Origin of the sequence: Paraburkholderia sp. A1BS-2L (assembly GCF_051125205.1) — a bacterium.
Lineage (GTDB): Bacteria > Pseudomonadota > Gammaproteobacteria > Burkholderiales > Burkholderiaceae > Paraburkholderia.
The window spans coordinates 461,177-483,509 of record NZ_CP120429.1 but is presented as its reverse complement, the minus strand read 5'-3'; the positions used below and the strand labels follow the sequence as shown (position 1 = coordinate 483,509).

Annotated in this window: 22 protein-coding genes and 1 pseudogene; 13 read left to right on the top strand and 10 right to left on the bottom strand. The window is 60.8% G+C overall.

From position 1 onward, the window contains the following. Positions 1 to 226: 226 nt before the first annotated feature. The 3 genes from P5W98_RS16970 to P5W98_RS16960 form a co-directional block, all read right to left on the bottom strand. Entirely contained in the window at positions 227 to 1,012 is a 786-nt protein-coding gene (locus P5W98_RS16970) for an alpha/beta fold hydrolase (RefSeq protein WP_421026855.1), read from the bottom strand. Positions 1,013 to 1,059: 47 nt separating this feature from the next. Beyond that, positions 1,060 to 2,064, bottom strand: coding sequence for a porin (locus P5W98_RS16965; protein ID WP_434718534.1), 1,005 nt, complete (start codon positions 2,062 to 2,064; stop codon positions 1,060 to 1,062). Positions 2,065 to 2,258: 194 nt separating this feature from the next. Next, complete coding sequence (locus tag P5W98_RS16960) at positions 2,259 to 3,242, bottom strand: MFS transporter (RefSeq protein ID WP_421027093.1); 984 nt, start codon at positions 3,240 to 3,242, stop codon at positions 2,259 to 2,261. 146 nt (positions 3,243 to 3,388) lie between these two features. On the opposite strand from P5W98_RS16960, the gene P5W98_RS16955 reads away from it, so the two are divergent. Both P5W98_RS16955 and P5W98_RS16950 read left to right on the top strand, forming a co-directional pair. Beyond that, complete coding sequence (locus P5W98_RS16955; RefSeq protein WP_421026856.1) at positions 3,389 to 3,760, top strand: LysR substrate-binding domain-containing protein; 372 nt, start codon at positions 3,389 to 3,391, stop codon at positions 3,758 to 3,760. Continuing rightward, complete coding sequence (locus P5W98_RS16950; protein WP_421026857.1) at positions 3,658 to 4,104, top strand: hypothetical protein; 447 nt, start codon at positions 3,658 to 3,660, stop codon at positions 4,102 to 4,104. The genes P5W98_RS16955 and P5W98_RS16950 overlap by 103 nt, the downstream gene beginning before the upstream one ends. 486 nt (positions 4,105 to 4,590) lie before the next feature. Here the strand turns inward: P5W98_RS16950 and P5W98_RS16945 are convergent, their stop codons facing one another. Further along, complete coding sequence (locus P5W98_RS16945) at positions 4,591 to 4,755, bottom strand: hypothetical protein (protein ID WP_421026858.1); 165 nt, start codon at positions 4,753 to 4,755, stop codon at positions 4,591 to 4,593. A 937-nt stretch (positions 4,756 to 5,692) separates the two neighbouring features. Next, entirely contained in the window at positions 5,693 to 5,776 is an 84-nt protein-coding gene (locus tag P5W98_RS16940; protein WP_434716985.1) for an LrgB family protein, read from the bottom strand. 131 nt (positions 5,777 to 5,907) lie between these two features. Between P5W98_RS16940 and P5W98_RS16935 the strand changes: the two genes are divergently transcribed. Beyond that, positions 5,908 to 6,657: an H-NS family nucleoid-associated regulatory protein gene (locus tag P5W98_RS16935; protein ID WP_421026859.1), complete on the top strand. Its 750-nt coding sequence runs from the start codon at positions 5,908 to 5,910 to the stop codon at positions 6,655 to 6,657. A 389-nt stretch (positions 6,658 to 7,046) separates the two neighbouring features. Here P5W98_RS16935 and P5W98_RS16930 read toward each other — a convergent pair whose 3' ends face one another. Further along, positions 7,047 to 7,577: an isochorismatase family protein gene (locus P5W98_RS16930; protein WP_421026860.1), complete on the bottom strand. Its 531-nt coding sequence runs from the start codon at positions 7,575 to 7,577 to the stop codon at positions 7,047 to 7,049. Between the two features lie 221 nt (positions 7,578 to 7,798). Here P5W98_RS16930 and ligD point away from each other — a divergent pair, with 221 nt between their 5' ends. The 3 genes from ligD to P5W98_RS16915 all read left to right on the top strand — a co-directional run bounded on the left by ligD (position 7,799) and on the right by P5W98_RS16915 (position 12,154). Further along, entirely contained in the window at positions 7,799 to 10,309 is a 2,511-nt protein-coding gene (ligD, locus tag P5W98_RS16925) for a DNA ligase D (protein ID WP_421026861.1), read from the top strand. A 76-nt stretch (positions 10,310 to 10,385) separates the two neighbouring features. Next, a complete protein-coding gene (locus P5W98_RS16920) occupies positions 10,386 to 11,309 on the top strand; it encodes a Ku protein (protein ID WP_421027095.1) in 924 nt (307 codons plus the stop codon). Positions 11,310 to 11,338: 29 nt separating this feature from the next. Next, positions 11,339 to 12,154, top strand: coding sequence for a tetratricopeptide repeat protein (locus P5W98_RS16915; protein WP_421026862.1), 816 nt, complete (start codon positions 11,339 to 11,341; stop codon positions 12,152 to 12,154). 94 nt (positions 12,155 to 12,248) lie between these two features. Here the strand turns inward: P5W98_RS16915 and P5W98_RS16910 are convergent, their stop codons facing one another. From P5W98_RS16910 to P5W98_RS16895, 4 genes are all read right to left on the bottom strand, one after another. Next, complete coding sequence (locus tag P5W98_RS16910) at positions 12,249 to 12,590, bottom strand: H-NS family nucleoid-associated regulatory protein (protein ID WP_421026863.1); 342 nt, start codon at positions 12,588 to 12,590, stop codon at positions 12,249 to 12,251. Between the two features lie 106 nt (positions 12,591 to 12,696). Next, positions 12,697 to 12,915 carry a hypothetical protein gene (locus P5W98_RS16905; protein WP_421026864.1) on the bottom strand — a complete coding sequence of 73 codons (219 nt, stop codon included), beginning with the start codon at positions 12,913 to 12,915 and terminating at the stop codon, positions 12,697 to 12,699. Between the two features lie 135 nt (positions 12,916 to 13,050). Continuing rightward, positions 13,051 to 13,302 carry a hypothetical protein gene (locus tag P5W98_RS16900; protein ID WP_421026865.1) on the bottom strand — a complete coding sequence of 84 codons (252 nt, stop codon included), beginning with the start codon at positions 13,300 to 13,302 and terminating at the stop codon, positions 13,051 to 13,053. 36 nt (positions 13,303 to 13,338) lie between these two features. Beyond that, positions 13,339 to 13,644, bottom strand: coding sequence for a hypothetical protein (locus tag P5W98_RS16895; protein ID WP_421026866.1), 306 nt, complete (start codon positions 13,642 to 13,644; stop codon positions 13,339 to 13,341). Positions 13,645 to 13,967: 323 nt separating this feature from the next. Here P5W98_RS16895 and P5W98_RS16890 point away from each other — a divergent pair, with 323 nt between their 5' ends. The 7 genes and pseudogenes from P5W98_RS16890 to P5W98_RS16860 all read left to right on the top strand — a co-directional run bounded on the left by P5W98_RS16890 (position 13,968) and on the right by P5W98_RS16860 (position 22,121). Then, a complete protein-coding gene (locus P5W98_RS16890) occupies positions 13,968 to 15,707 on the top strand; it encodes a LuxR C-terminal-related transcriptional regulator (RefSeq protein ID WP_421026867.1) in 1,740 nt (579 codons plus the stop codon). Positions 15,708 to 16,058: 351 nt separating this feature from the next. After that, positions 16,059 to 17,696: pseudogene (locus P5W98_RS16885) on the top strand (ESPR-type extended signal peptide-containing protein); the annotation flags it as partial. Continuing rightward, complete coding sequence (locus P5W98_RS16880; RefSeq protein WP_434718533.1) at positions 17,688 to 18,803, top strand: YadA family autotransporter adhesin; 1,116 nt, start codon at positions 17,688 to 17,690, stop codon at positions 18,801 to 18,803. The pseudogene P5W98_RS16885 and the gene P5W98_RS16880, both read left to right, overlap by 9 nt. A gap of 127 nt (positions 18,804 to 18,930) precedes the next feature. Continuing rightward, entirely contained in the window at positions 18,931 to 19,230 is a 300-nt protein-coding gene (locus tag P5W98_RS16875) for a hypothetical protein (protein ID WP_421026868.1), read from the top strand. Positions 19,231 to 19,306: 76 nt separating this feature from the next. Continuing rightward, positions 19,307 to 19,606 carry a hypothetical protein gene (locus tag P5W98_RS16870; RefSeq protein WP_421026869.1) on the top strand — a complete coding sequence of 100 codons (300 nt, stop codon included), beginning with the start codon at positions 19,307 to 19,309 and terminating at the stop codon, positions 19,604 to 19,606. Between the two features lie 794 nt (positions 19,607 to 20,400). Further along, on the top strand, positions 20,401 to 20,790 hold the full coding sequence (locus tag P5W98_RS16865) for a hypothetical protein (protein WP_421073357.1): 390 nt from the start codon (positions 20,401 to 20,403) through the stop codon (positions 20,788 to 20,790). 188 nt (positions 20,791 to 20,978) lie between these two features. Further along, positions 20,979 to 22,121, top strand: coding sequence for a porin (locus P5W98_RS16860; RefSeq protein WP_421026870.1), 1,143 nt, complete (start codon positions 20,979 to 20,981; stop codon positions 22,119 to 22,121). Positions 22,122 to 22,333 lie beyond the last annotated feature (212 nt).

Below are 22,333 nucleotides of genomic sequence, written 5' to 3'. Positions count from 1 at the left end.
TCGTTCACTTGTTTGCCGCGGCGAAGCCATAGCCGTCCGAGGTGACCGCGCCCTCTGCAGTTGCGCCGGGTTGGATAGACCCTCAATCACGGTGCTGGCGGAGAAGTTCGCATGACTGTACAACGATCGAACTGGCGCCCGGACGTGAGCATGCCGAGCGGATCCGGTTGCCGCCCGGCGTAACACTGCTAGTCGACCAGGCGGTCACCGTACCTGGCGATGCGCGTCATCTCGCATACTGCTTCAGAAACTGATCGGCAACCCGATTGAACTCGTCCGGCGTCTCGAAGTACGGCGAATGGCCCGCTTGCTCGAACGTATACGTTTGTGCACCCGGGATGAGCGTTTGCACGTGCAGATGGCTGGTCGGCGTCAGGAAGTCGTCGTGCGTGCCTCCGCCGATGAACGTCGGCACCTTGTAGCCCGCGAAGTCTTCCGGATGCAGTTTCATGCAATCGTCCTGCATCGTGCGCGCATCGAAGGGACCATTGAGCTGCTTGATCTGGCTGTACAGGAAGAACAGTTCCGGACGCTCCGTCAGCGTCCTGCGGTTCCAGCCGACGCCGTCGCCGCGACCCGCGCCGCCGAGGCGGTCGCTATTGAAGGTGTCGCCGGCCGTTTTCAGAACGTGCCAGTTTTCCTCCGACCACGCGGGCGTCGGCGAGCCGGTGATGAAGAGGCACGACGCGCGATCCGGATGACGCACCGCGAGCGGGAGTCCGGCCCATGCGCCGAGCGATTGGCACACGAATGCCGCCCGGTCGATGCCCTCGGCGTCCATGATCGCCAGCATGTCATCTGGGAAATAACGGGGATGAACGAGTTCCGGCGCGCAGTGAGACTGCTTGAAGCCGCGCATATCGACGGTAATGACATTGTAGCGGCGCTGGAAAAACGGTACTTGCTGAAACCAGCACATCGTGTTGCCGCCGCCGTGCACGAAGAAAACGGGATTCCCTTCGCCATGAACTTCGTAATACAGATTGACATCGGGGGTTTTGATAATTGGCATGACTCTCTCCTTGGTATTGTGCGGCCCGAGCTGCGGGCCGCAATTCATCAGAACTTGTGGCGCATACCCGCGGTGACGACGATTTGATGATCGTTGCTCGACGGCGCGCCGATGCCCTCGATCCATGCGTGGGCACCGGATGCCTGCTGAATTGCCGTACTCAGATAGACGTCGGTGCGTTTCGACAGGAAATAGTTGGTCCCCAGCGTGAGCTGGTGATAGTGAGCATTCGAATAGCTTGACGACGAGGCGCTCTGGTTCGTATAGATGTAGCCTGCTGCCACAAGCCAGCTGGGGGTGACTAGCCAGCGGCCGTTGATCTCGTAATTGGCGAAATGCAGACTGCCACCGGTCAGGATATCGAACTGAACGTTGGTGTAGAGCAGGGCGACCGTGGCGGGGCCGAACGTATAGGCGCCGCCGCCGCCGAATACACGATTGTTCTTCACGTTCGCGATGATCGACGTAGCGGTAGAAAAGTAGTTATCCGAAGCAATTGCCCCGGCAGGCGTGCTGCCGGGCGAATCGAGCCGCGCATACGCCGCGTCGAGCCGTAACGGTCCGTTGCTATAGTTTGCCCCGACGCTCCATGTCCGATTGGTTGCGAACCCGCCTGGCTGATTCGATAGACCGTAAAGCCCACTGACTGTCAAACCGTGGACGACGGGGCTCGTGTACTTGACCGAATTCTGGCTCCGATACGTGTTATTGAGGCCATCCGTATCGTAGACAGCGTTCGCGTATAGGCCCAATGCGCCGTTCGAGCCTGCTTGCAGGTAGGTCAGAAAATCCTGAACGCTGTTGTATTGCCGCCCGAATGTCAGTGATCCGTACGCTTCATTGGTAACGCCAACCCATGATGAGCGACCGAACATTCTGCCGCTCTGCAATGCAGCGCCATTCAACGGATTGAAGCCGTTCTCGAGCGTGAAGATCACGCGCGTACCCGCACCGATGTCCTCCGAGCCCTTGAGTCCCCAACGCGAGCCGGAATAGCTCCCCTGCGTGAGTTGCAACGCATGGCTGCCCTTTTGATTGCTCGTATAGGTCAGGCCTTCGTCGACGATGCCATACAGCGTGACGGAACTCTGCGCATATGCGCGGCCGCGTAAGCGAGCGGGAGAATGCAGACAAGTTTTCGAATGTTGTTCATGAGGTAGCGTTTCTGGTCATGGAAGTACGGCAGAGGATGAACCGGACCGGATCCACGGATCGGACCGGGTTATCCGGGGAAATCGGGAGACGATCAGTTCATGCGCCGTTCGCGAACGAAAAGTACGGTAACCAGAGCGATCAGGTCGCAGGCGACCACGTACCACGCCGCGGAGAACGGTTGCCCCGTCCTCGCGATCATCGCGGTGACAATGAACTGCGCTGTGCCGCCGAACAGCGTATTGGCGAGCGCGTAGGTGGTCGAGAATGCGGTCACTCTCACGTTCGCCGGGAACAACTCCATCATCAGCAGAAGCGTGGCGACGACGCCGAAGCCGAGCAGCGCGGTAACGACCATCACGGTCGTCACCACAACGATGGAGTTGGAGTTTCGTGTCACGATCCACAGCGCCGGCAGGCACGCGGCGGCGCTCAGGATGAACGTTGGCCGCACGAGTGCCTTGCGGCTCGCGCATCGGTCAGCGACAAGACCGCCGATGAACGCGAAGATCGTGAATGCGATCGACGCACCGAGCGCTGTCGCAAAACCGGTGGATGCGGGCAGATGAACGATCCGGGTCAGATAGCTGGGCATGTAGAACACCATCACGTACATGGTCACCGTCTGTCCCGTCGTCAGCCCGATCGCGGCCAGCATGTTGCTGCGGTGGCGGGCCCAAAGCTCGCCCAGCGGGTGCCGATGTTCACCGCGTGCGCCGTCATGAGGCGAGTCGGGCAGATGCCGGCGAATATAGAAACCGATTGGCGCGATCAGCGTGCCGATCGCGAACGGTACGCGCCAGCCCCACGCTGCGAGGGCGTCGGGGGCGAGCGCATGGCTGAGCAGATAGCCGCATAGCGCCCCGACTATGGAGGAGATGCCCTGACTGACCATTTGCCACCCGACCATGAAGCCCCGTCGTTGCTGACCGCCTGACTCCATCAGATAGGTCGTAGCGGTGCCGACCTCTCCACCCGCGGCGAAACCCTGCAGGATGCGTCCGCCGACGATCAGGACCGTTGCGGCCCAGCCGATTTGCGCATACGTCGGGCACAGCGAGATAAGGCAGGTGCCGATTGCCCATCAGCAGAATGCTCAACGTCATGGCGTCGCGTCTGCCGACCCGGTCGGTGTAGCTGCCGAGCAGCAACGCGTCCGATTGGCCGCGCAAAAAAGCCGACGCCGAACGTGCCGACAGCGAGCAGCAGCGAGGAAATCGGATCGTGAGTCGGGAAAAACGCACTCGCGGCGTATTCAATGGATCCCTCACAATCGCGATTACGCCGCCCGCAGCGACGGCGGATTTCGCCGAAACCATTTCGGCTTTCTCGGACGCGCATCCAGACGTGCAGTTGCGCGTGCTCGAACTGCGTCCGCATCTGATTGCGAACGACCTGCGTGACGGCACGCTTGACGGCACGCTTGACGTCGCGCTCTTTGCTCAATACACCAGCCTGAACGCTCGGCGCAATTCGACATTACGCCGCTCTATGTGCTCGGGATCACGCTTGCGGTCAGCTCACGCTATCGAGGCCCCAGCGAAGTCGGCATCCGCGAGTTGCGGGAGATGTCATGGCTGGTACTGGATCCCGTGATCGATACCCATAGCATTGTTTCGACGTTGTTCGAGCAGCACGGGCTGGCACCCCCGGCACGGATCATTCAATGTTCGTCGCTCGCGATGTACATCGAGCTGGCCGGGCGTCTCGATGTCGTCTCTGCATGGGCGGACGCCGGAATGAACGCGCTGTGCAGGCGCGAGGAAGAGGGGGCAATGAAGCGCCTCCGGGTCACCGAGTCGATGCCGACGGCAAGAATGTGCATCGCGTATCCTGCGATTGACATGATGACCGCGACGACGCGCGAATTTGTTGTGTGGTTTCAGTCGACGTTGCGCAAGTCCGGCTCGGGGGTGCGTTTTTCGGTTGGTAGTACGTGACGGTATCCTGCGTGAAGTGATTACCGAGCGCTGACCGACGACTACGACGTACCGGAAAGCTCACGTTTGGTCGCTCGCCTACGGGGGGAATGACTTGAGCCACTGCGCCCACTGGTCTTTATCTTTCGCACATCATTCAATATAAATAATGATCAAACGTTCTTCATTGTAATAAGGGTAATAAACGTAGGTGTCAGATCGGTTGGCACACATGGTGTTTTGCGTCCGCGTTACGCGGTAAGCTCATCGGCATCGATTACTTGCGTGTAGGTAATATTCGTCACATGCGCTGAAGACCGCCTCCAGCGCACGTGGTGCAGGCGGCAATCTGTGTCGCCGGTTTGCGCGCAAAATCATCTTCGACGATCAGGGGGGAACTCGTTGCCGCCTGGACGTCCGGCCCACGCGTGCCCTCGATCTTTCGCCGGTGCGATCTCGGCAAGAATCGCGTCCCAAAGAAATCCGGGCGCGCGGGACCGTTGGCGTTCAGTGACGTGACGGGCGTTCACCAAAGCGTGCTACCTCTGATTTCGGCTCGTTCTCCGGCTGATCAGGCTGGCGCCGCGCGGCAGCCTCCCTATCGAGGCGGCTGCTATCCATCGTCGTTCGCCGCTCTTTGGTCAGCGCTCGGCGTAGCTTGGACTTGAACATACAGTTTCTCCTTGTGACTAATCTGGACGAGCTCAAGGTACAGTGGAAGAGCACCGCCGCGCAACACCTTTGATGCATGAGGCGCGCCGTGCGAGGCCAGCGGTCGAAAAGGACGACGGGCCCAGCAACCTTCCGCCCTGCTCGCTGGGGCCTGGCGGGGCGACTGGCGCTTAGTGACGAGAGTGGAAGTGGTTGGGCTTAAGGACTTTCGGGATCGCTATGGCGGGTTCATGCCCTCGACGCCTGGGGACGATCAGGGAGAACGGAAGAATCCGGTCGCACTCGAGACGATAGGCGGCGAGCGTATGCTTCGACAGCCCGCCGATCGCGCCTGCAGGAACTGGGACGAAGTCGACGTCGTTGGCGTCCTCGGCGAGACCGCGCGATTGCGGTTCGCCTGCGGCGAAGGCGGCGATGGGAGGGCGAGATCCTCGTTTGTGAAGGGTCTCAGCAGTTCGTCTCATGGGCGTCGCGCCAGCGCGCCGGCGTCATGGCGGGGCGTGCGGCGGCTCGCGGGTGCCGGTCGCCAGGATTGATCGACGCGGTGGCGGTGCGCGAACGCGTGGGCTGTGCGCAGGAAACGCCCTGCTGAGCGGGCGCGGACGCCCCGTGAAAACGCGGGTGGGCCGGGACCAGTTCTGTGATATCGGTGTCGACGGCAAAGCGCCTTGAGTCGCGGTGCCGCCGCTGCAGAACCACTGCCGTGCATGTGCTACACGCGTCCGCACCGTCGTTGCTCCAGCGCGGCCTCATCAAGCGCACGCGCCAGGGTGCGTGACGGAGTCCACTGTCCCCCTTGTTTGAGTCATCGATACGGTGGCTTTCAGGCTTGAAATCGACAAGAATTGGTTGTCTTGCCGCGACATTAATTGATGAACCCCACGGATACACAATAGCCGCGTCAATTCCTCTGAGTACGAAGGTTCAACCGTCTGAACTAAGATTGCGGAGCCGAAGGAATACCACCGACCTCCTGCGCTACCGCCATTGCGATTGGTGTCGTTACCGCTTTCGATGCCAAATGGCGCGACGTCTCTGCCGCTATCTAGCAGCCAGACAATAGCGACACCGCTAATTCAACACATTCTGTTGCCTTCGTCGCGCGATGTGGCATAGTGCGACACAGTAACTTAACAAGGGAAAAGTAAAAGAATGGCGACGCTCGATTCCATCCAGGCAAAGCTAGCAAAGCTCCAGGCCCAAGCAACCGCGCTGGCAACCACGAAGTCCACTGCTGTGCTCGAAAAGATTCGCGGTCTGATGGAAAAGCATTCGGTGACGCTCGCCGACATCGAAGCATTCGTCGGAAAACGACGTGGTCGCAAGTCTGGCGTGAGCACCGCAACGAAGCAGAACTCGTCGGTAGCAAAGTATCAGGACCCGAGGAGTGGGGCCACCTGGACAGGCCACGGTCGAGCACCGAGTTGGATTGCCAAAGCCAAAGACCGAAGCAAGTTCCTGCTTGCGGGCGCACCGACGAAGTCTGCTGCGGCTGCGAATCCCCCGAAGGCTGGCAACTACGTCCGCGGTCCGCAGCCGGCCCTTTATCGGGACGCCAAAACTGGAGCGACGTGGAGTGGCCGGGGTCGTGCACCGGCATGGCTCGCTGACGTCAAAGACCGCTCCAAATTTCTGATTGAGAAGGCTGCCGAACCTGCGGCAAAGAAGAAGGCGAAAACGGACAAGCCGGTGGCCGCGAAAAAGGTCACATCGACGAAGAAGGCTGCCGTCAATAAGGCTGCTCCGGCATCGCGAAAATCTTCAACGAAGAGTGGCGCGGTCAAACCAGTCGTCGCCCGAAAGGCGCGTGTCAGGAAGGGAACTGTGCCGTCAGTCGCGCCGGTCGAAGCTGGAGTCTCGCCGGCAGCTACCGAAGTCACGGGTGCCCCGGCCGCAGTCTAAGCCACAATCTGATATCCGCGTGTGAGCGTATTGTGAGCAGCATGCCGGTGGCGGGGATTGATGTTGGCGGACAAAAGAAAGGCTGCCATCTGGTCATCCTGCAGGGCGCGGGCATCTTGCTCAAAGTGCAGAGCCGTGCGCCTCGCGACTTGCTCGATGCGTGTCTTGAGGACAATGTGCAGGCCGCATAGACGCCCCTTGCTTGTGGTCCGAAGCGGGCGAGGGGCGACTTGCTGAAGTCGATTGACGACGTCGATGCCGCGCTGCGTGCATTGACCGCTGGATACTTGCTTGCGGCACGAACAAACGTGTACGGGGATGCGAAGAGTGGAGACATTCGATTTCTCGCACTGCCGGGCACGAATGCCTGATACGGTAAGCATCGCCTGCTATTTGATGAGGCGCAGCACGTCGCGGAATTGCGGATGCTGACTGGAGCGTAACCACTCGAATGCAACCATTTCCACGGTCGACACATCGGCCCCCGCCCGGGCGAGCCGGTCTATCGCGGTATCACGGTCTGAAGTTTTACGCGAACCAATTGCGTCTTTGACGAGCGTGACCTGCAAGCCGTGGCTCAGCAAGCCAATCACCGTTTGCAGTACGCAGACGTGCGCCTCGCAGCCAGCAACAATGATCCTCGTTCGCCCTGCAGGCAACGCGTCGACGAGTCCTTCAGCGGTCGCATCGAAATGGTCCTTGACGACCGTGTTCGAGCAGAGGTCCTTGATAGTCTCCGCATTCTCACCGAGCCTCTGGGGACTCTGTTCGGTGCCGATGATGGGCACGTCGAGCAACTGCGCGATTCTTCCCAGCCGGGCAGCCTGAGCTACCACCATCGCTCCTTCATGTATTGCGGGTATCAGTCGCCTTTGCAGGTCCACCAGAACGACCACTGATGCCTCTAGCGTATGCAGCATTGCCTATCCTTTGAAGGACGATCCTCCAGAATAGCTTCGTTTTCGCGTGTCGTGCCGAAGTTGGCCGGCGAGCGTGGGCATTGTGCTGCGGGCGGGATAGAAAGCACGCAGAAAATTAGAGCTTGATAGTCAGGCGGCCGAACATCGGATTGAGGCCACGACCAAGGTCAGGTGTCTTATTTGCGTCCCGAAAAGACGAAAGTTATTCCTGGACTAGTGTTATGGCCTCCGCACGCGACCCGACATCTCCGCCGCTGTCCCGCTATCAAAAGAAGCGGGATTTTCAGGTCACGCCCGAACCGGCCCCGGCGGCTGCCAGCCCATCTGGCGGCGGACAGCTCGGCTTCGTCGTGCAAAAGCATTGGGCTGGCAGGCTGCATTACGACTTTCGTCTCGAGCTGGATGGGGTGCTGCTGTCCTGGGCGGTTCCGAAAGGTCCCTGCTATGACCCGAAGGAAAAGCGGATGGCGATACACGTGGAGGACCATCCAGTCGAGTATGCGCACTTTGAGGGGACGATTCCTGCGAGGCAATATGGCGCCGGCAAGGTAATGGTGTGGGACCGCGGGACATGGGAGCCCGTTGGCGACCCGCAGGAAGGGATGAAGTCGGGCAAGCTCGTCTTTCGCCTTCATGGCGAGAAGCTCGCGGGACTGTGGGAACTGGTGCGAATATCGAAGCCCGACGACAAGCAAGACCCGTGGATGCTCTTCAAGAAGCGCGACGAGTGGGCGCAGCCATTGGCGGAATACGATGTCATCAAGGCGCTTCCCGACAGCGTCACCGCAAAGCCGCTCGGGCTCATCGAAGAACGGGAGCCGAGGGTGGCGCGACCCGCGCGCCGTGAGGAGTCACCGATGATTGACCTGTCGGCGGCCGTCTTGGCGCCGCTTCCCGCGAAGCTCGAACCGCAGCGCGCGACCTTCGCCCCCTCGTTGCCGACGCGGGGAGACTGGATAACCGAGGCCAAACTGGATGGATACCGCTTGCTCGCGCGTGTCGATAAGGGCCGCGCGAGGCTTTTCACGAGCGGCGGGCACGACTGGACGAAGACGCTCGCCAGTCTTGCTGCAGAGGTCGAAAAACTCCCGGTTTCGAACGCTTGGCTGGATGGCGAAATCGTCGTGCTCAAGGACGGCATCCCCAATTTTGGTGCTCTTCAGGATGCGATGGACGATGCCAGGAACCAGGGCATTGTCTTTTTCCTTTTTGACCTTCCGTACGTCGACGGAAAGGACCTCAGGAACGTCCCGCTGTGGGCGAGGCGCGCGCTGCTTGCGCAGTTGCTCGAGAGTGGCGGCGAACGGATTCGCTTCAGCCAGGACTTTGAGGCGCCGCCGGCCCAGGTGTTTGAAGCTGCCGCCGGGTTGGGCCTCGAAGGCCTCATGCTCAAACGCCGCGACGCGCGGTATGAATCGGGCAGAACGCAGACCTGGTTGAAGGCGAAGTGCCGGTTGCGGCAAGAGCTTGTCATCTGCGGCTTCACTGCGCGAGGCGGCAAGCCCGGTGAAATCGGCAGCCTGATGCTCGGGTATTACGTCGGCGACCAGCTTCACGACGCGGGCAGCGTCGGCACCGGCTGGGACGCCAGGACCGCGCGGAATCTGTGGGCGCGCCTCACGCCGCTCGAGATGGATGCGGCACCTTTTGACGTGACTGCAGCCAAGCAGCGCCGATGGTCACGGCGTGCCGCGGGCAGTGAGCGCTGGGTTCGTCCCGAGCTGGTCGCGGAAGTGGAATTCGCAGACTGGACCACCGATGGCCTGGTGCGACAGGCGTCGTTTAAGGGACTGCGCGTCGACAAGCCCGCGCGCGGTGTCGTCCGGGAAGGAGGAAAGACCCAGGCACCGAGTGCTCTGCCGCAGCTGAAAATTACCCATCCGGAACGCGTCGTCGACCCCTCGACTGGCGTCACGAAGGCCGACCTCGTTCGCTACTACGCGAGCGTCGCGGAGTGGATGCTGCCCCATCTGAAGGCACGACCCCTTGCGATGGTTCGAGCGCCTGACGGCATCGCCGGCGAACTGTTCTTTCAGAAGCATGCGGAGAGCACGAACATGCCAGGGCTGATGGTTCACGACCGGGACTTGTGGCCAAAACATCCGCCGCTGCTGACGGTTGATACGGCGGATGCCTTGCTGTCGGCAGCGCAGATGAATACGGTCGAGTTCCACACGTGGAATTCGACGGTTCGCCGACTCGAGAAGCCCGACAGGGTCATCTTCGACCTGGACCCGGGCGAAGGTGTGAAATGGGGACACGTTCAGGAGGCGGCGCTTCTTGTTCACACGCTGTTGTCGGAGCTCGGCCTCGAGGCCTGGCTGAAGACGAGCGGCGGGAAGGGATTGCATGTCGTTGTGCCGCTTGCGCCGCGGCTTGGCTACGAGGCGGTTAAGGCATTCTCGCAGGCATTCGTTCGGCACCTCGCAAAAACGATTCCACAGCGTTTTTCTGCAACCGCTGGCGCTTCGAACCGAATTGGCAAGGTCTATGTCGACTACTTGCGAAACGGCATGGGGCAAACGACCGTGTCCGCATTCTCTGCACGGACGCGGCCGGGGATGGGTGTCTCCATGCCGGTTTCCTGGGAGCAACTGACCGACCTGAAGAGTGGGGCGCAGTGGACGGTGCAGACGGCACGCGAGTACCTGAGCTTCCAGTCTCGGGACCCGTGGGCAGCGTACTGGTCGGCGAGCCAGTCGTTGGCGTCGGCCATAAAGCGCCTAAAATGAAATTTTTCATCGCTGGCGGCGGCACGCGCCTTGCGTGAGCGACGTGCTGAACGCGCCTATCCGCGAGGAGAAGTCCATGCCAGCCCGCTCAATCGCTTCCTTGTCGCTCTCTTTCGGGCTTGTTTCGATACCGGTGAAGCTCTACACCGCGACTGAGAGTTCGTCCGACGTCAGGTTTCACATGCTCGCGCCCGACGGCTCGCGTGTGAAGCAGCAGTACGTTTCCGAGAAAACGGGGGAGGTCGTCGAGCGCTCGGCCATGAACAAGGGCTACGAATTCGACAAGGACAGATTCGTGGTTTTCACCAGCGATGAGTTGAAGGCGCTGGAGGATGGCGCCAGTCACGTCGTCGAGATACTCGCTTTCATTCCAGAGAAGGCGGTCAACCCCGTTTTCTACGACAAGGCGTATTACATCGCGCCCGACAAAAGAGGCGGCAAACCGTATAGTTTGCTGCAGCAGGCGCTCGCTCAAAGCGGCCGCTGTGCGTTGGCTAAATGGGCGTTCAAAGGCAAGACGCGGATCGTGCAGGTGCGCCCCGAAGAAGACGGGCTCGTCTTCCAGCAGTTGCTTTATGCGGATGAGGTTCGCTCACTGAGTGACCTGCACGTCGAACGCATCCAGGTGTCCGATGCCGAGCTGAAGCTCGCATTGCAGATTATCGAGCAGGGCGCTGAAGACAACTACGACCCGGCAGCCTACGAGGACGAAGAGAAGAAGCGCATCCTTGCCGCCATTGACGAAAAAATCGAGGGCAAGCAGGTCGTCACTCAGGAGGCCGTGGAATCCACGCGTGGCGGTGGGCAGGTCATTGACCTGATGGACGCCTTGCGCGCCAGTCTCAAGGGTGATGCAAAAACGAAAGCCGCTCCGGCATCGAGGCGCAAGAGCCCTGAACCCGTTGCTGAGATTCCTGTAGCGCCCAAAACGCGCAAGCCGGCGGCGCGCGCGAGCAAAGCTCCTGACGAAGCACCCGCAAAGGTCCGGGCACGCAAGTGACACCACAAGTCACAGCGCGCGAGATTTCGATGCGCGAGCTGCAAGCGATGCTCGGGGTCTCCCGCAGCGTGGTTTCCGGTCTGGTTGCGGCCGGATTCGTGAACCCATCGCGCGGGCCGAGGAACGCATATCGATTCACGTTCCAGGACGTCGTCCTGTTGCGCACCGCCTTGCAGTTGCGCGCCGCGCGCATACCGCCGCGCAAAATCATCATGGCCCTTTCACGGCTGAGAGAAGCATTGCCAGATGAGTTGCCATTGACGGGAATTCGAGTATCTGCGGTCGGCAACGATGTGGTCGTGAGGACGGGCCCCTCACAGTGGGATGCGATTACAGGGCAGCAATTGCTCGACTTCGAAGTAGCTGAAATCAAGGGCGATGTCGTGTTCCTTGATACTGCACCTGTGCAAAAGAACCTGGTGCACCAGGCAGAGGAATGGTACGACCTCGGCGAGCAGCTAAGAACAACCGACGTGCATGGTGCGGAACGCGCGTATAGAAAGGCGATAGAGCTTTCGCCGCAACCCTATTATGCCGCCTACGTTGACCTGGGCGCGCTTCTGTGTGAATTTGAGGGACGTTGCCAGGATGCGCTTCATGTATTCGAGGCAGCGCTATCCCACTTCCCCGAAGACGCTGTCCTGCATTTCAACCGCGCCGTTGCATTTGAAGAAGTGGGCAGACTCGAGGATGCCGAGCGAAGTTACGAGAAGTGTCTTGAATTCGATCCGTCTTATGCGGACGCACACCACAACCTGGCTATGTTGCTCGAGACGCGTGGCGACAGGCAGGGCCTGATACGGCATCTGAGTGCGTATCGCAGACTGACTGAATCACAGAGTTAGCGGCACGAGAATGAAGCGTGCAGTCGAAGGGCGCCGTGAACCGCTCGAAAATGCCAGCGTCGAGCGATGCCGCCCGGCGAGAGAAAATGGTCGGTCAGGCGGCTCTGAGGGGTTCTGCTTTTATTGTCGCTAGTCTGGTGCCAGCAAATGGGTCATCACGCCAATCCACATGGGGGCGTTTGCCTGAGTCCGGTTCCGGCGACCTGTTGATAGCAAAATGCTCGAGCGACTGCCCGGCGCTGGTCGCTTGCACAACCCATTGAGGTGCTGAGCCTTTGCCGTCCCATGTGTGGCCAAATGCATCGCGGTATCGCGCAGCTCGCTGCCGCTCCTGGTCTGCCGCAATGGAAGCGGCAACGTCGTCCGCTTTGATCCCAAATTCTGCCATCCGTCGCCGCAGGTAGGCGACAATGCTTTCACGTTTTCTTTCGTCCATCCAGATATGCTCCGCTCGGCATGCATACCGTAAGAAGATAAATGCAAGCCGGATGCAGTCAGAATAACACATCGTCTTCCTGCGCCTTAGCCATGGGTAACCCTCATTACAGATGGGCGTCGACCCACGCGCGGGCCCAGGCAAGGCCAACCTCCTGGGCTTCCTGCTCTGTATCGAACAAGCCGAGTACGCCTGACGCTTCAATCAGCTTGTTGTCCCGGGTGATGGTGCCGCTTGCGGCATACCGTTCCGGCTCCAGGAGTTCTTCCCGTTGCGCGATGGCGTGCCCCCACAACAGGCAACCCTTGTACTTCTCTTGTTCCATTGCAGAACGACCGCCTCACATGTTGCTCAGATGAGTTCATTCTATGCGAAGAGTTAATTTACACCGGGTCCCACGGTGACGCGCCGGATGATTCATGCAGGGTGGGCGAGGGCGGAAAAAGGGCGCGGCCAGTTATCACGTGGCCAGCTTCTGCTCACGGATTGCCTGACGTTGGGCTGCACGTTCCTCCGCGTTTTTCCTGGCGACGTGATGCCCGACAATGCAGCCACCGACGGCTCCAACGACCGCATGGTGGCCCGCGTAGTGACCGGCTACACCGCCGACGACTGCGCCCTTCAGGCAGCCGGCGGCTTTGGCGGTACCGGCAAGCGCCAGTCCCAAGGCGGCAGCCGCAACGAACGTACTAACCTGGTGATTCAGTTTCATGATTGACACCTGCGTGGCATGACATGTTGAGTCGATTTAATAGCCCCAGCGGACACGTTCGTGCCACTCGCGCCCGCGCCATTCGTGCTCGCGGCGTTCGTGTTCCCGCCATTCATGTTCCCGCCACTCGCGTGCGCGCCAGCCATCATCGTCGCGATACGCTATCGCAACCGGAGCGGGTGCATAAGCAACAGGCGGAGGCGCAACATATACCGGTTGAGCTGGAGCGTAGGCTATGCCGGGAACGCCAAGCCCCAATGCGACATCCACGTGCGCGCTTGCCGCCGTCGACGCCGCCAATGCGGCCGCGCCCAATACCATCCCGAGAATCGCCTTGTTCATTTCCGCTACTCCTGCTCAGTTGCGTGCCCTGTTGGTGAGCACGGTTCGGAGTGTAGGTGGCGGACCTGGACACAGGTGAAACGGCGATGCGAGATTCGTAACAGCGAGTTATCGGTTTTGCCCTTCAAAGCGACAAGAATCGATTGTCCTCGTTGCGTACAGAACTGCTTGACGTACTCAGGCGACCGAGGCCTTTCCTGGCCAGTGCGATTCGCCATTTCGAGGGTTCCGCTAAGATCTTTTCCGATGGTTTTCAGTGCGCCCGACCTGTACGCGGGCGCTCACGCTCCCCCGGTACGCGCAGGGTCCACGGAGGAAGGAAAATGGCAAGAATCATCGTCGCGAGTGGTCGGCCGGTCGAACTCAACGCGCTTGCTGACATCGTTCGGGCGACAGGTCACGAAGTCGTCGGAGAAGCCGATACCGCGCGCGAAGCACTCTCGCTCCAGCGGTACCTGAACCCTGCTCTGATCGTCGTTTCCGCCGATTTGCCCATGTTCAACGCGCCCGATTTCGTGCGTCGCCTGGAAGCGTCCGGCCCGAGAGCGAGGACGCTGCTCTACGGCGACGAGGAAGCACAGCTGTTGGTTCGGGGGGCCTTTGACGCCGGCGTTGACGGCTTTGTCGGTCGCCACGAGAACGTTGAGGAACTGCGCCGGGCTGTGGCCGCGATTCTGAGCGGTCATCGATATTTTCCGCGCCGCGACGGCCTGGCTGGTACGAGACGCAAACCGAACGATGCGGCTGACCCTCTTGCCGTGCTAACGGAGCGCGAGAAGACAGTCATGGCCTACCTCGCACGCGGCATGAGCAATGGAGAGATTGCCAACGAGCTTGCGCTGAGCCACAAGACGGTGAGCGCGCATCGCAGCCGCCTGATCGCAAAGCTTGGCGTGCGTTCTATAATCGATCTGGCTCAAATCGCTCAACGTTTTGGCCTGGTGGGCGAAAATGCGGCCGCTGCCGTAGGCGGCCCGCAACTCCATGGCGTTTCCGAACGGGATGACGCTGTCCTGCAAAATCTGCTGGATGGCACGCCGCTCCCGCTTCATGTTCGCGATACCGAAGGGCGGCTTGTGGCGTGTAACAAGACGTTCCTGGACTTGCATCACACCACGTTCGAAGCTGCGGCGGGAACACGTTTTGGAGACCTGTCGAGTTTCGACGAGTCGACCGCCCGGGAGATGGATGAGCGTTATCAAACCTATGTCGCAGCGGGTAAGCCCATGGCGGCCGACCGGCGGTGGGGGCGCAATGGCCAGCAAACATCGATGCATGTCTGGATGACCCCGTATCGAAACGAACGCGGTGAACTGCTGGGCATGATATGCGGATCGATCGACCTGACGGGACGGGAAGAGCTTGCAAGTCTCCTCGCGCTGGAACGGGATGGCGCCGAGGCGGTCGCCGAAGGGGCCACACGCATGCTCGAAGCGCTATGTGAAGAACTCGGCACGATCGGCGCGCTGCTGAGAACGCTGCATAAGGTGATTTTCGTGGAAGGTGGCGTTGGGAATTCGGCGCTCGAGCAACAAACGGCGTTTGCCGCTGGGCGGCTGGAACGCCTCGTTCCGTCCATCACCGACCTGCTTGCGCTCGAACACGGCGCGCATAGGCTCGTATTCGGCAAGATCTCGCCACAGACCGTCGTGCGCGACGTCGTGGATGCCTTGCAGCCTGGCGCGCGTGCTCGCGGCTGCACCCTGACACTCAACGCTTACGCGGATGCCGATGTACCCGTCATGCTCGACGGCGAGCGGTTTTTCAAGGCCCTTTATCTGCTTCTCGGGCGTCAGATCGTCACGTGTATGGGCGGTGCCGTGAGGGTAGACCTCGACGTGCGGAACTGGACGTCCAGTACCTACCGCATGACGCTTGAAATCACACAGTCACCGGTCGCTGCAGCCCCTCAACATGATGAGCCGATTCGCGAGGCCGGCAGCCATCTTGCCTGGCTCCTTTGCCGCAGGTTTGTCGAGCTCATGCGCGGCTCGCTGACAACGACAGAATTCAAACAGGGCACTTCGAGCGTCACGATGCGTTTTCTCGTATCCGCTGCATGAGGAAGCAGACGCGTCCTCCCGTTCTCCGGCGAAATAGCGAACGGGGCCGCTAGCGAAGGCGCACCGGCGTCAACCGCCCATCGCCGCTCACCACGAAAGCCCTTTGAGCCGGTTCATGCACCCGCGCCCGCGCGTCGCGCAGTTCACGCTTAAGCATTATCCCGGCGCCATCACAGCGTTTGCCCAATATAAGTCCGACTTGCCAGGTGCGATCCTTTTCGCAAGCAACCGATACGGACCATTCACTCAGTGAGCGTGACGTTCGGTTGCATCGACGGACGTCCCGTGTGAACTGGCTATTGCCGCATTGGCGAGCAGCTCTCCTCACCAACGACGCGTTCCGTCATCAACGTGGCATTGAACCGGAAGAGCCGAAGTTCGTTGCCACTGGCAACTTTCATCGGAGCAAGCGTCGTGAACAAGATCTATCGACTGGTATGGAACAGGAAGCGCAATGCTTATGGGGTAGCGAGCGAGTCTTCGCGCGCAATGGGAAAAGGCAGCGGCAAGCACAGTGACGTGGTGGACACGATTCGCCGTGTATCGATCAGCGGCGCAATCGCCTCGATGCTGCTAATCGCTTCACCGTTTCTTGCACAGACCGCATTTGCGGGTACTGGAATCTTCATCAATGATGGCAGCGACAACGGCTGCACGCTAATTACGGACGAAGCCTATTCGTTGCCGAATGATGCTTCGATCACCGGGACAGGTAGCGGCCGCACAGTAAGCTTCGGCGCAAATAGCAGACTTCTCAACATAACCTCGAATTCAGCCTGCCTTTCGCGCGACAAAGCTTCACAAACTAACCGTGTACTTTTTTACAGCGACCCCAAAGGCGGGCAGGATGCTTCGAGTACGTCCCTCTCGCTGGGCGGCGAACTTTTCGTCAATGGTGGAAACCTGGGTCTCGGCGGCGGCCAGACGGGCACCCCGACTGGCAGCATGCGGATCGGCAGTGCGGCCACCTTGAGCGGCACGTCCGGCACGCGGTCGCTGGCCATTGGCGGCGGCGACAGCGACAGCACAGCGACTGTCGCATCCAGCACGGATTCGATAGCGGTGGGTACCGGTGCAAGCGCGAGCGCGACATCGGCGATGGCGCTCGGCGCAGGTGCAGTTGCGAGCAACGACCAGAGCGTGGCGCTAGGTTCGGGTTCGACTACGGCTGCTGCCGCCGCAACGCCAGGCGCAACCATCGCAGGCAATGCGTACACCTTCGCCGGCAGCAATCCCCAGAGCACGGTGAGTGTAGGCGGAGCGGGCAACGAACGCACGGTCACGAACGTTGCAGCAGGGCGCTTGAGCGAGACCAGCACCGACGCCGTGAACGGTTCGCAGCTCTATGTGACCAATCAGGCACTCGATTTACTCAACGATGCGGTCTCGAAGCCACTCGTGTTCGCCGGAAATGCTGGCGCGCCGGCGTCGCGCAAGCTCGGCGAAACCATGAGCATCGCCGGCACCGCGACGACCGCGGGCGCGTATTCAGGCGGCAATCTGAAAACCGTGACCGACGGGAACGGCGATATGCAGCTGCAGATGGCCGATTCGCCGAAGTTCGGCGATATCACAATCAACAGGAACGGCAGCGGCAGGATCTCCGGCGTTGCGGACGGCACGAACAGCGATGACGCCGTGAACAAGTCTCAGCTCGATGCTGTGAGCGACGTGGCGAACGCGGGCTGGAACATTAGCGCAAGTCACGGTTCGCCCGACAAGATTGGTCCGAACGAAACACTCAATGTGGTCGACGGAAGCAACACGACCGCTAGCTATGACCCAGACACGAAGAGCCTGAAGATCGACGTGTCCGCCAATCCGGATTTCGACTCCGTGACGACTGGGGATACGGTCATCGATAGCAATGGCGTCACCATCAGCGGCGGCCCGAGCATCACGAAGCGTGGCATCGACGCCGCCAGCAGGAAGATCACGAACGTGGCTGAGGGCGACGTGAGCGAGACCAGCACCGATGCGGTGAACGGCTCCCAGCTCTACGCGATCAACGGCACGATCAACAACATCAACAACGGTGGCGGCATCAAGTATTTCCATGCGAACTCATCGCAAGCGGATTCGCAGGCAATCGGTGTGAATTCCGTTGCCGCGGGCGGCGCGGCAATCGCGAGCGGCTCGGGTGCAGTGGCGTTGGGCGTTGGGCTCGGACTCGGCGGCGAGTGCGAGCAACTCGGTTGCGCTTGGCACGGGTTCGGTCGCGGACCGCGAGAACACGGTATCGGTCGGTGCCGCAGGCAGCGAGCGGCAGATCACCAATGTCGCGGCCGGCACAGCCGATACGGACGCGGTGAACGTTTCGCAGCTGAAGAGCGCAGGCCTCGTCAACGGCGACGGCACGACGAAGACCGCCGTGACTTACGACACGAATCCCGATGGTTCGACGGACTACAGCAACGTGACGCTGGCGGTGGAACGGGCGGTACCCAGATCCACAATGTGGCGGCCGGCAGCGAGGGCACGGATGCGGTGAACGTCGACCAGCTGAACAACGCACTTGGCGTGATCAACAATTCGTTGGCCGGCGCAACGAATCCCCTGTTCGTGGGCGATGGTGACCGGCAGACCGAAGCGGCAAGCGCAACGGGCACGCATTCCACGGCAATGGGCGCCAATGCGGCAGCGAACGCCGACAACTCGGTCGCGCTCGGGGCGAACTCGGTGGCGGACCGTTCGAACACGGTATCGGTCGGCAGCGCCGGGGGCGAGCGGCAGGTGGCCAATGTCGCTGCCGGCACGGAAGGTACCGATGCCGTGAACGTGAACCAGTTGAAGGCATCCTCTGCCCAGTCCCAGCGGTACACGGACCAGCAGGTCGGCGGACTGCGCACGGCGATCAACGACGTTGGACGTAACGCCTATTCAGGAGTTGCGGCGGCCACTGCGCTTTCCATGATCCCCGATGTCGATCTCGGCAAGATGATCGCGGTAGGTGTTGGCGCTGCAACCTATAGGGGCTACCAGGCAACGGCGCTAGGAGCGACTGCACGCGTCACGCAGAACATCAAGTTGCGGGTTGGCGCCGGGTTGAGTTCCGGAGGTACGACGGTGGGCATTGGCGCCTCGTATCAGTGGTAGGAAAACATACGTGGCCATGTGGCGCAGTTTGCACAGCGATGCCGGACTGCGCACAGCCAGGCCGTTAAAGAACACCAGGGATGCTACGCGCTTTGTCGTGGCATCGGAAAATTCTAGCGAGAGAATCATGAACATCCGAATCCTGCTCGTCGCCGCGTGCGTGGCTTTGGCCGCGGGTTGCTCGACAGCGTCGGGCCCGACACACAATACCGACATCCTCAAATCGCAGAACGGCACGCAGTTGTTTCGTGTGCAGTGCCATGGACTATTCGAAAGCAGCAAGACGTGTGTAAAGCAGGCTGAGAAAGTCTGCGGCGACAAGGCCGTGCACGAACTGGCGTCGATCCAGCCGGCCACCGGGGATTCGAAGCCCGAAGCAGACCGGCGCGAAATTACATTCACTTGCGAGACCCCTGCAGCGAACTAACGCGCGTGTTGGCCGGCCCACGCCGGGCTGACCCTTCGCCAGCGCTGAATCCAGTCCATTTATCAAGGAGTTCGAAATGAAAATTTCCACCATTGCCGCCGCATTGCTGCTTGGCGTGTCCGTTGCCGTATCGGCTTGCGCACAGGATGCGCTTGCCACAGCGACTCAGCAGGTCGTCGCCCAGTCTCCCGCTATTCCGATTCGCAGTCAGGTCGTCGCCGTGGATCACGCATCGAACACGATGACTGTTCGCGGACCGATGGGCAACCTGGTGCAGATGCCACTCCTGGCTTCGGCAAAGGCGGGTACAGCAGCCGTGACCCCGGGCGCCATGATCGACGTTCATTACAAGGACGCTGTGGCGGTCGACGTGTAAAAGCTCGACGAACCTGTCAACGGTATTCGTAAGCGTGTCGACACCGGCGTCTTCCTGCTTCAGGCATCGGGCTATGAGGTCGCCCATCAGATCGAGGCTGAGGCGACGGTGCAGGCGGTCAACCTCAAGGACCGGACGCTGCGGATTCGCGGCGCTTACCAACCGGTGACGGTTGAAGTCGCGAAGGACGTGGATCTTGGGCATGTGCGCCCCGGCGACACGGTGCGTCTGGTCTTCGTTTCGACTTACGCGGTCAGCCAGGCTAGGGGTTGACGCTTTATCCCGCCGATGACCTGCTCCCTCACGGCGGGATTCCGGCGGTCCGTGTAAAGCCGGGTCGCCGGATCTGTTTGACGCACAGACCATCACGCACGTATCAGGTTCACATCCAGCGCGTAATGCAGACATTCGAAAACGCGCATCACAGCAGGCTTCTCATCAACCGCGACAGAGCCGCATGAAGTAGTGCCAGATAAGCGACTCGGTCCACGCACCATGTTAGTTGCGCGAACAACGAATTGCTGTTAGCCGTGGCTTGCAACCTCGATCCTCGCGCCTTGCGGCCGTTAGCGCCTTGGCCCGCGGGCGCTCGCCCGCTCCGACTTGTCCCTGGCTCTAGCCGATGCATTGATCAGACAAGTTCTCCTGGTGAAAACGAGTATGCCTTCGACGCGAGATAGTCTTGCGCCTCGAAAATTTATGCTTCAGAATCCGTAAAAAAATCCCACAAACGATCTGTGGCATACAAAAAGCGAATCGTAAGCTACCTGGAACCCGCCTCGGAGACACCACAAATGAAAGAGCTGACAGCGCAGAATCTCGCAGCCCGGTTCGTCGACCGGGTCGTCATTGCCGTCGCGGATCAAGCAACGAAGGTCAATCTGAAGCTCTATTGGCTACTCGGCCTTTACCGTCACGCGGATTTTCATCGCCGCGGTCACGCTGAACATGCTGGACAGTCGGACCTTCGCCGTGGTGCACGGCATCGTCGCGCCGGATATGCGAGCCACGGAATTCACCCGCGTGTTACCGCTCGTGAGTTTCGAGGACCGGGGCTTTGCTGGCCGCAGAAAGGCAGGATTCCAGATCGATCGACCTGCCTCGCGCTTCGGGACGGAGGGACAGTTCAAGTTGGTTTGCGCGGCACTCGCGCCGCTGGGAGCGTTCACAGCGGCGTGCCATGACGCCCCGGCATACGGAATTCGCTACGCGTTGCTGGCTGTAGGCGTGGTGCGGTGTGGCCGGCCGCGCATGACTTCCGTGCCTCGCGTCACCGCGCTTGCAGCAAGTCGTTCGTAGCTGTCGGCAGCCGAAGGAAATAGACCGGCAATAAAAGCGGGCGCCAAAGCCCGCAATACACGGAGATCGTCAAGTGAAGAAGAAGGTATTGGCGGGCGCGATAGCGGCCGCAGTGGCGGGAGGCGCGCACGCGCAGAGCAGTGTGACGCTATACGGGATCGTCAGCGATGGCCTCACCTATGTGAACAACGCGGGTGGCCATTCGTTCGTGAAGCTCGATGACGGCATCAACCAGGCGTCACGCTGGGGCCTGCACGGGGTTGAGGATCTCGGCGGTGGTCTGAAGACGATCTTCACTCTGGAGAACGGCTTTTCGCTGAACACGGGTACCGCGAGCCACGGCGGCGCGCTGTTCGGGCGACGCGCTTTCGTGGGGCTGCAGAGTTCGACGTTCGGCACGCTGATCGCCGGCTACGACTACGATTTCATCTACGACTACGCCTCTTACTACACCAACGTCGCCCAGTTTGCGCCGTCCTACGCGTTCCACGGTGCGTACGACATCGACCGTCTCGCGGGCGAGCCGGTGAGCAACATGGTGCGCTACGAAACGCCGACCTGGCACGGCGTCACCGCGGGCGTGATGTACGGCTTCAGTAACATTCCTGGCGCCTTCGGCGGTACGCCGACGGGCAACCCGCGCGTGATCAGCGCTGGCGTGAAGTACAGCCCGACCGGCAACTTCAACGCGCCTTACTCGGGGGCGCTCACCTTCACGAAGACGCAGGGTGGCAACGCGGCGCGCGGCGTGGGCACGATGGCGCAGGTCGCGCTCGACGCGCAATCGATCTATACGATCGCGGCGGGCGGCATGTATAGCCTGACCAATGCGTGGTCGATCAATGGCGTGTACACCTACACGAATGCTTCGCAAAGCCCGCGCGGCGTGGTGACCGTAGGCGCCTACGAACTGGGGACGACCTACAGGTTCGGGCCGGCGCTTACGGTGGGCGGTGGCTTCACCTACGTGGACCAGCACAAGCTCGGCAAGTACGACCTCTACACGGCAGGCGTGGACTATCGACTCTCGAAGCGCACCGACGTGTACGTGTTTGGCGTCTTGCAGCACGCGTTCGCGGGGCAGAAGCACGCGGACAACTTCCTCGTGTCGACCCCCTACTCCGTGCCGGGCCCTGGCGGCGCGCTGTTTGGCAACAACGCTTCCACCACGGCCAACCAGCTGGCTGTGCAGGTCGGCATCCGCCACCTCTTCTAACGTTTCGCGGCGCGCCGGTGCGCGCGGGCCGGTGCATGCGAGCACGCGTGGCCAGGTGGGAACCTTGACGCGTGCGCCTCTGCTTGGTTATTGCGTGGCTGGGATTTATGCATGAAAATCGACCTATAATTCCACATAGGTTTCCGTGGTATACAAATAGCTCAGCGACAACCGTCAAGCTGGCAGGGCCAGCGGGATTGCCGGAGCTTATG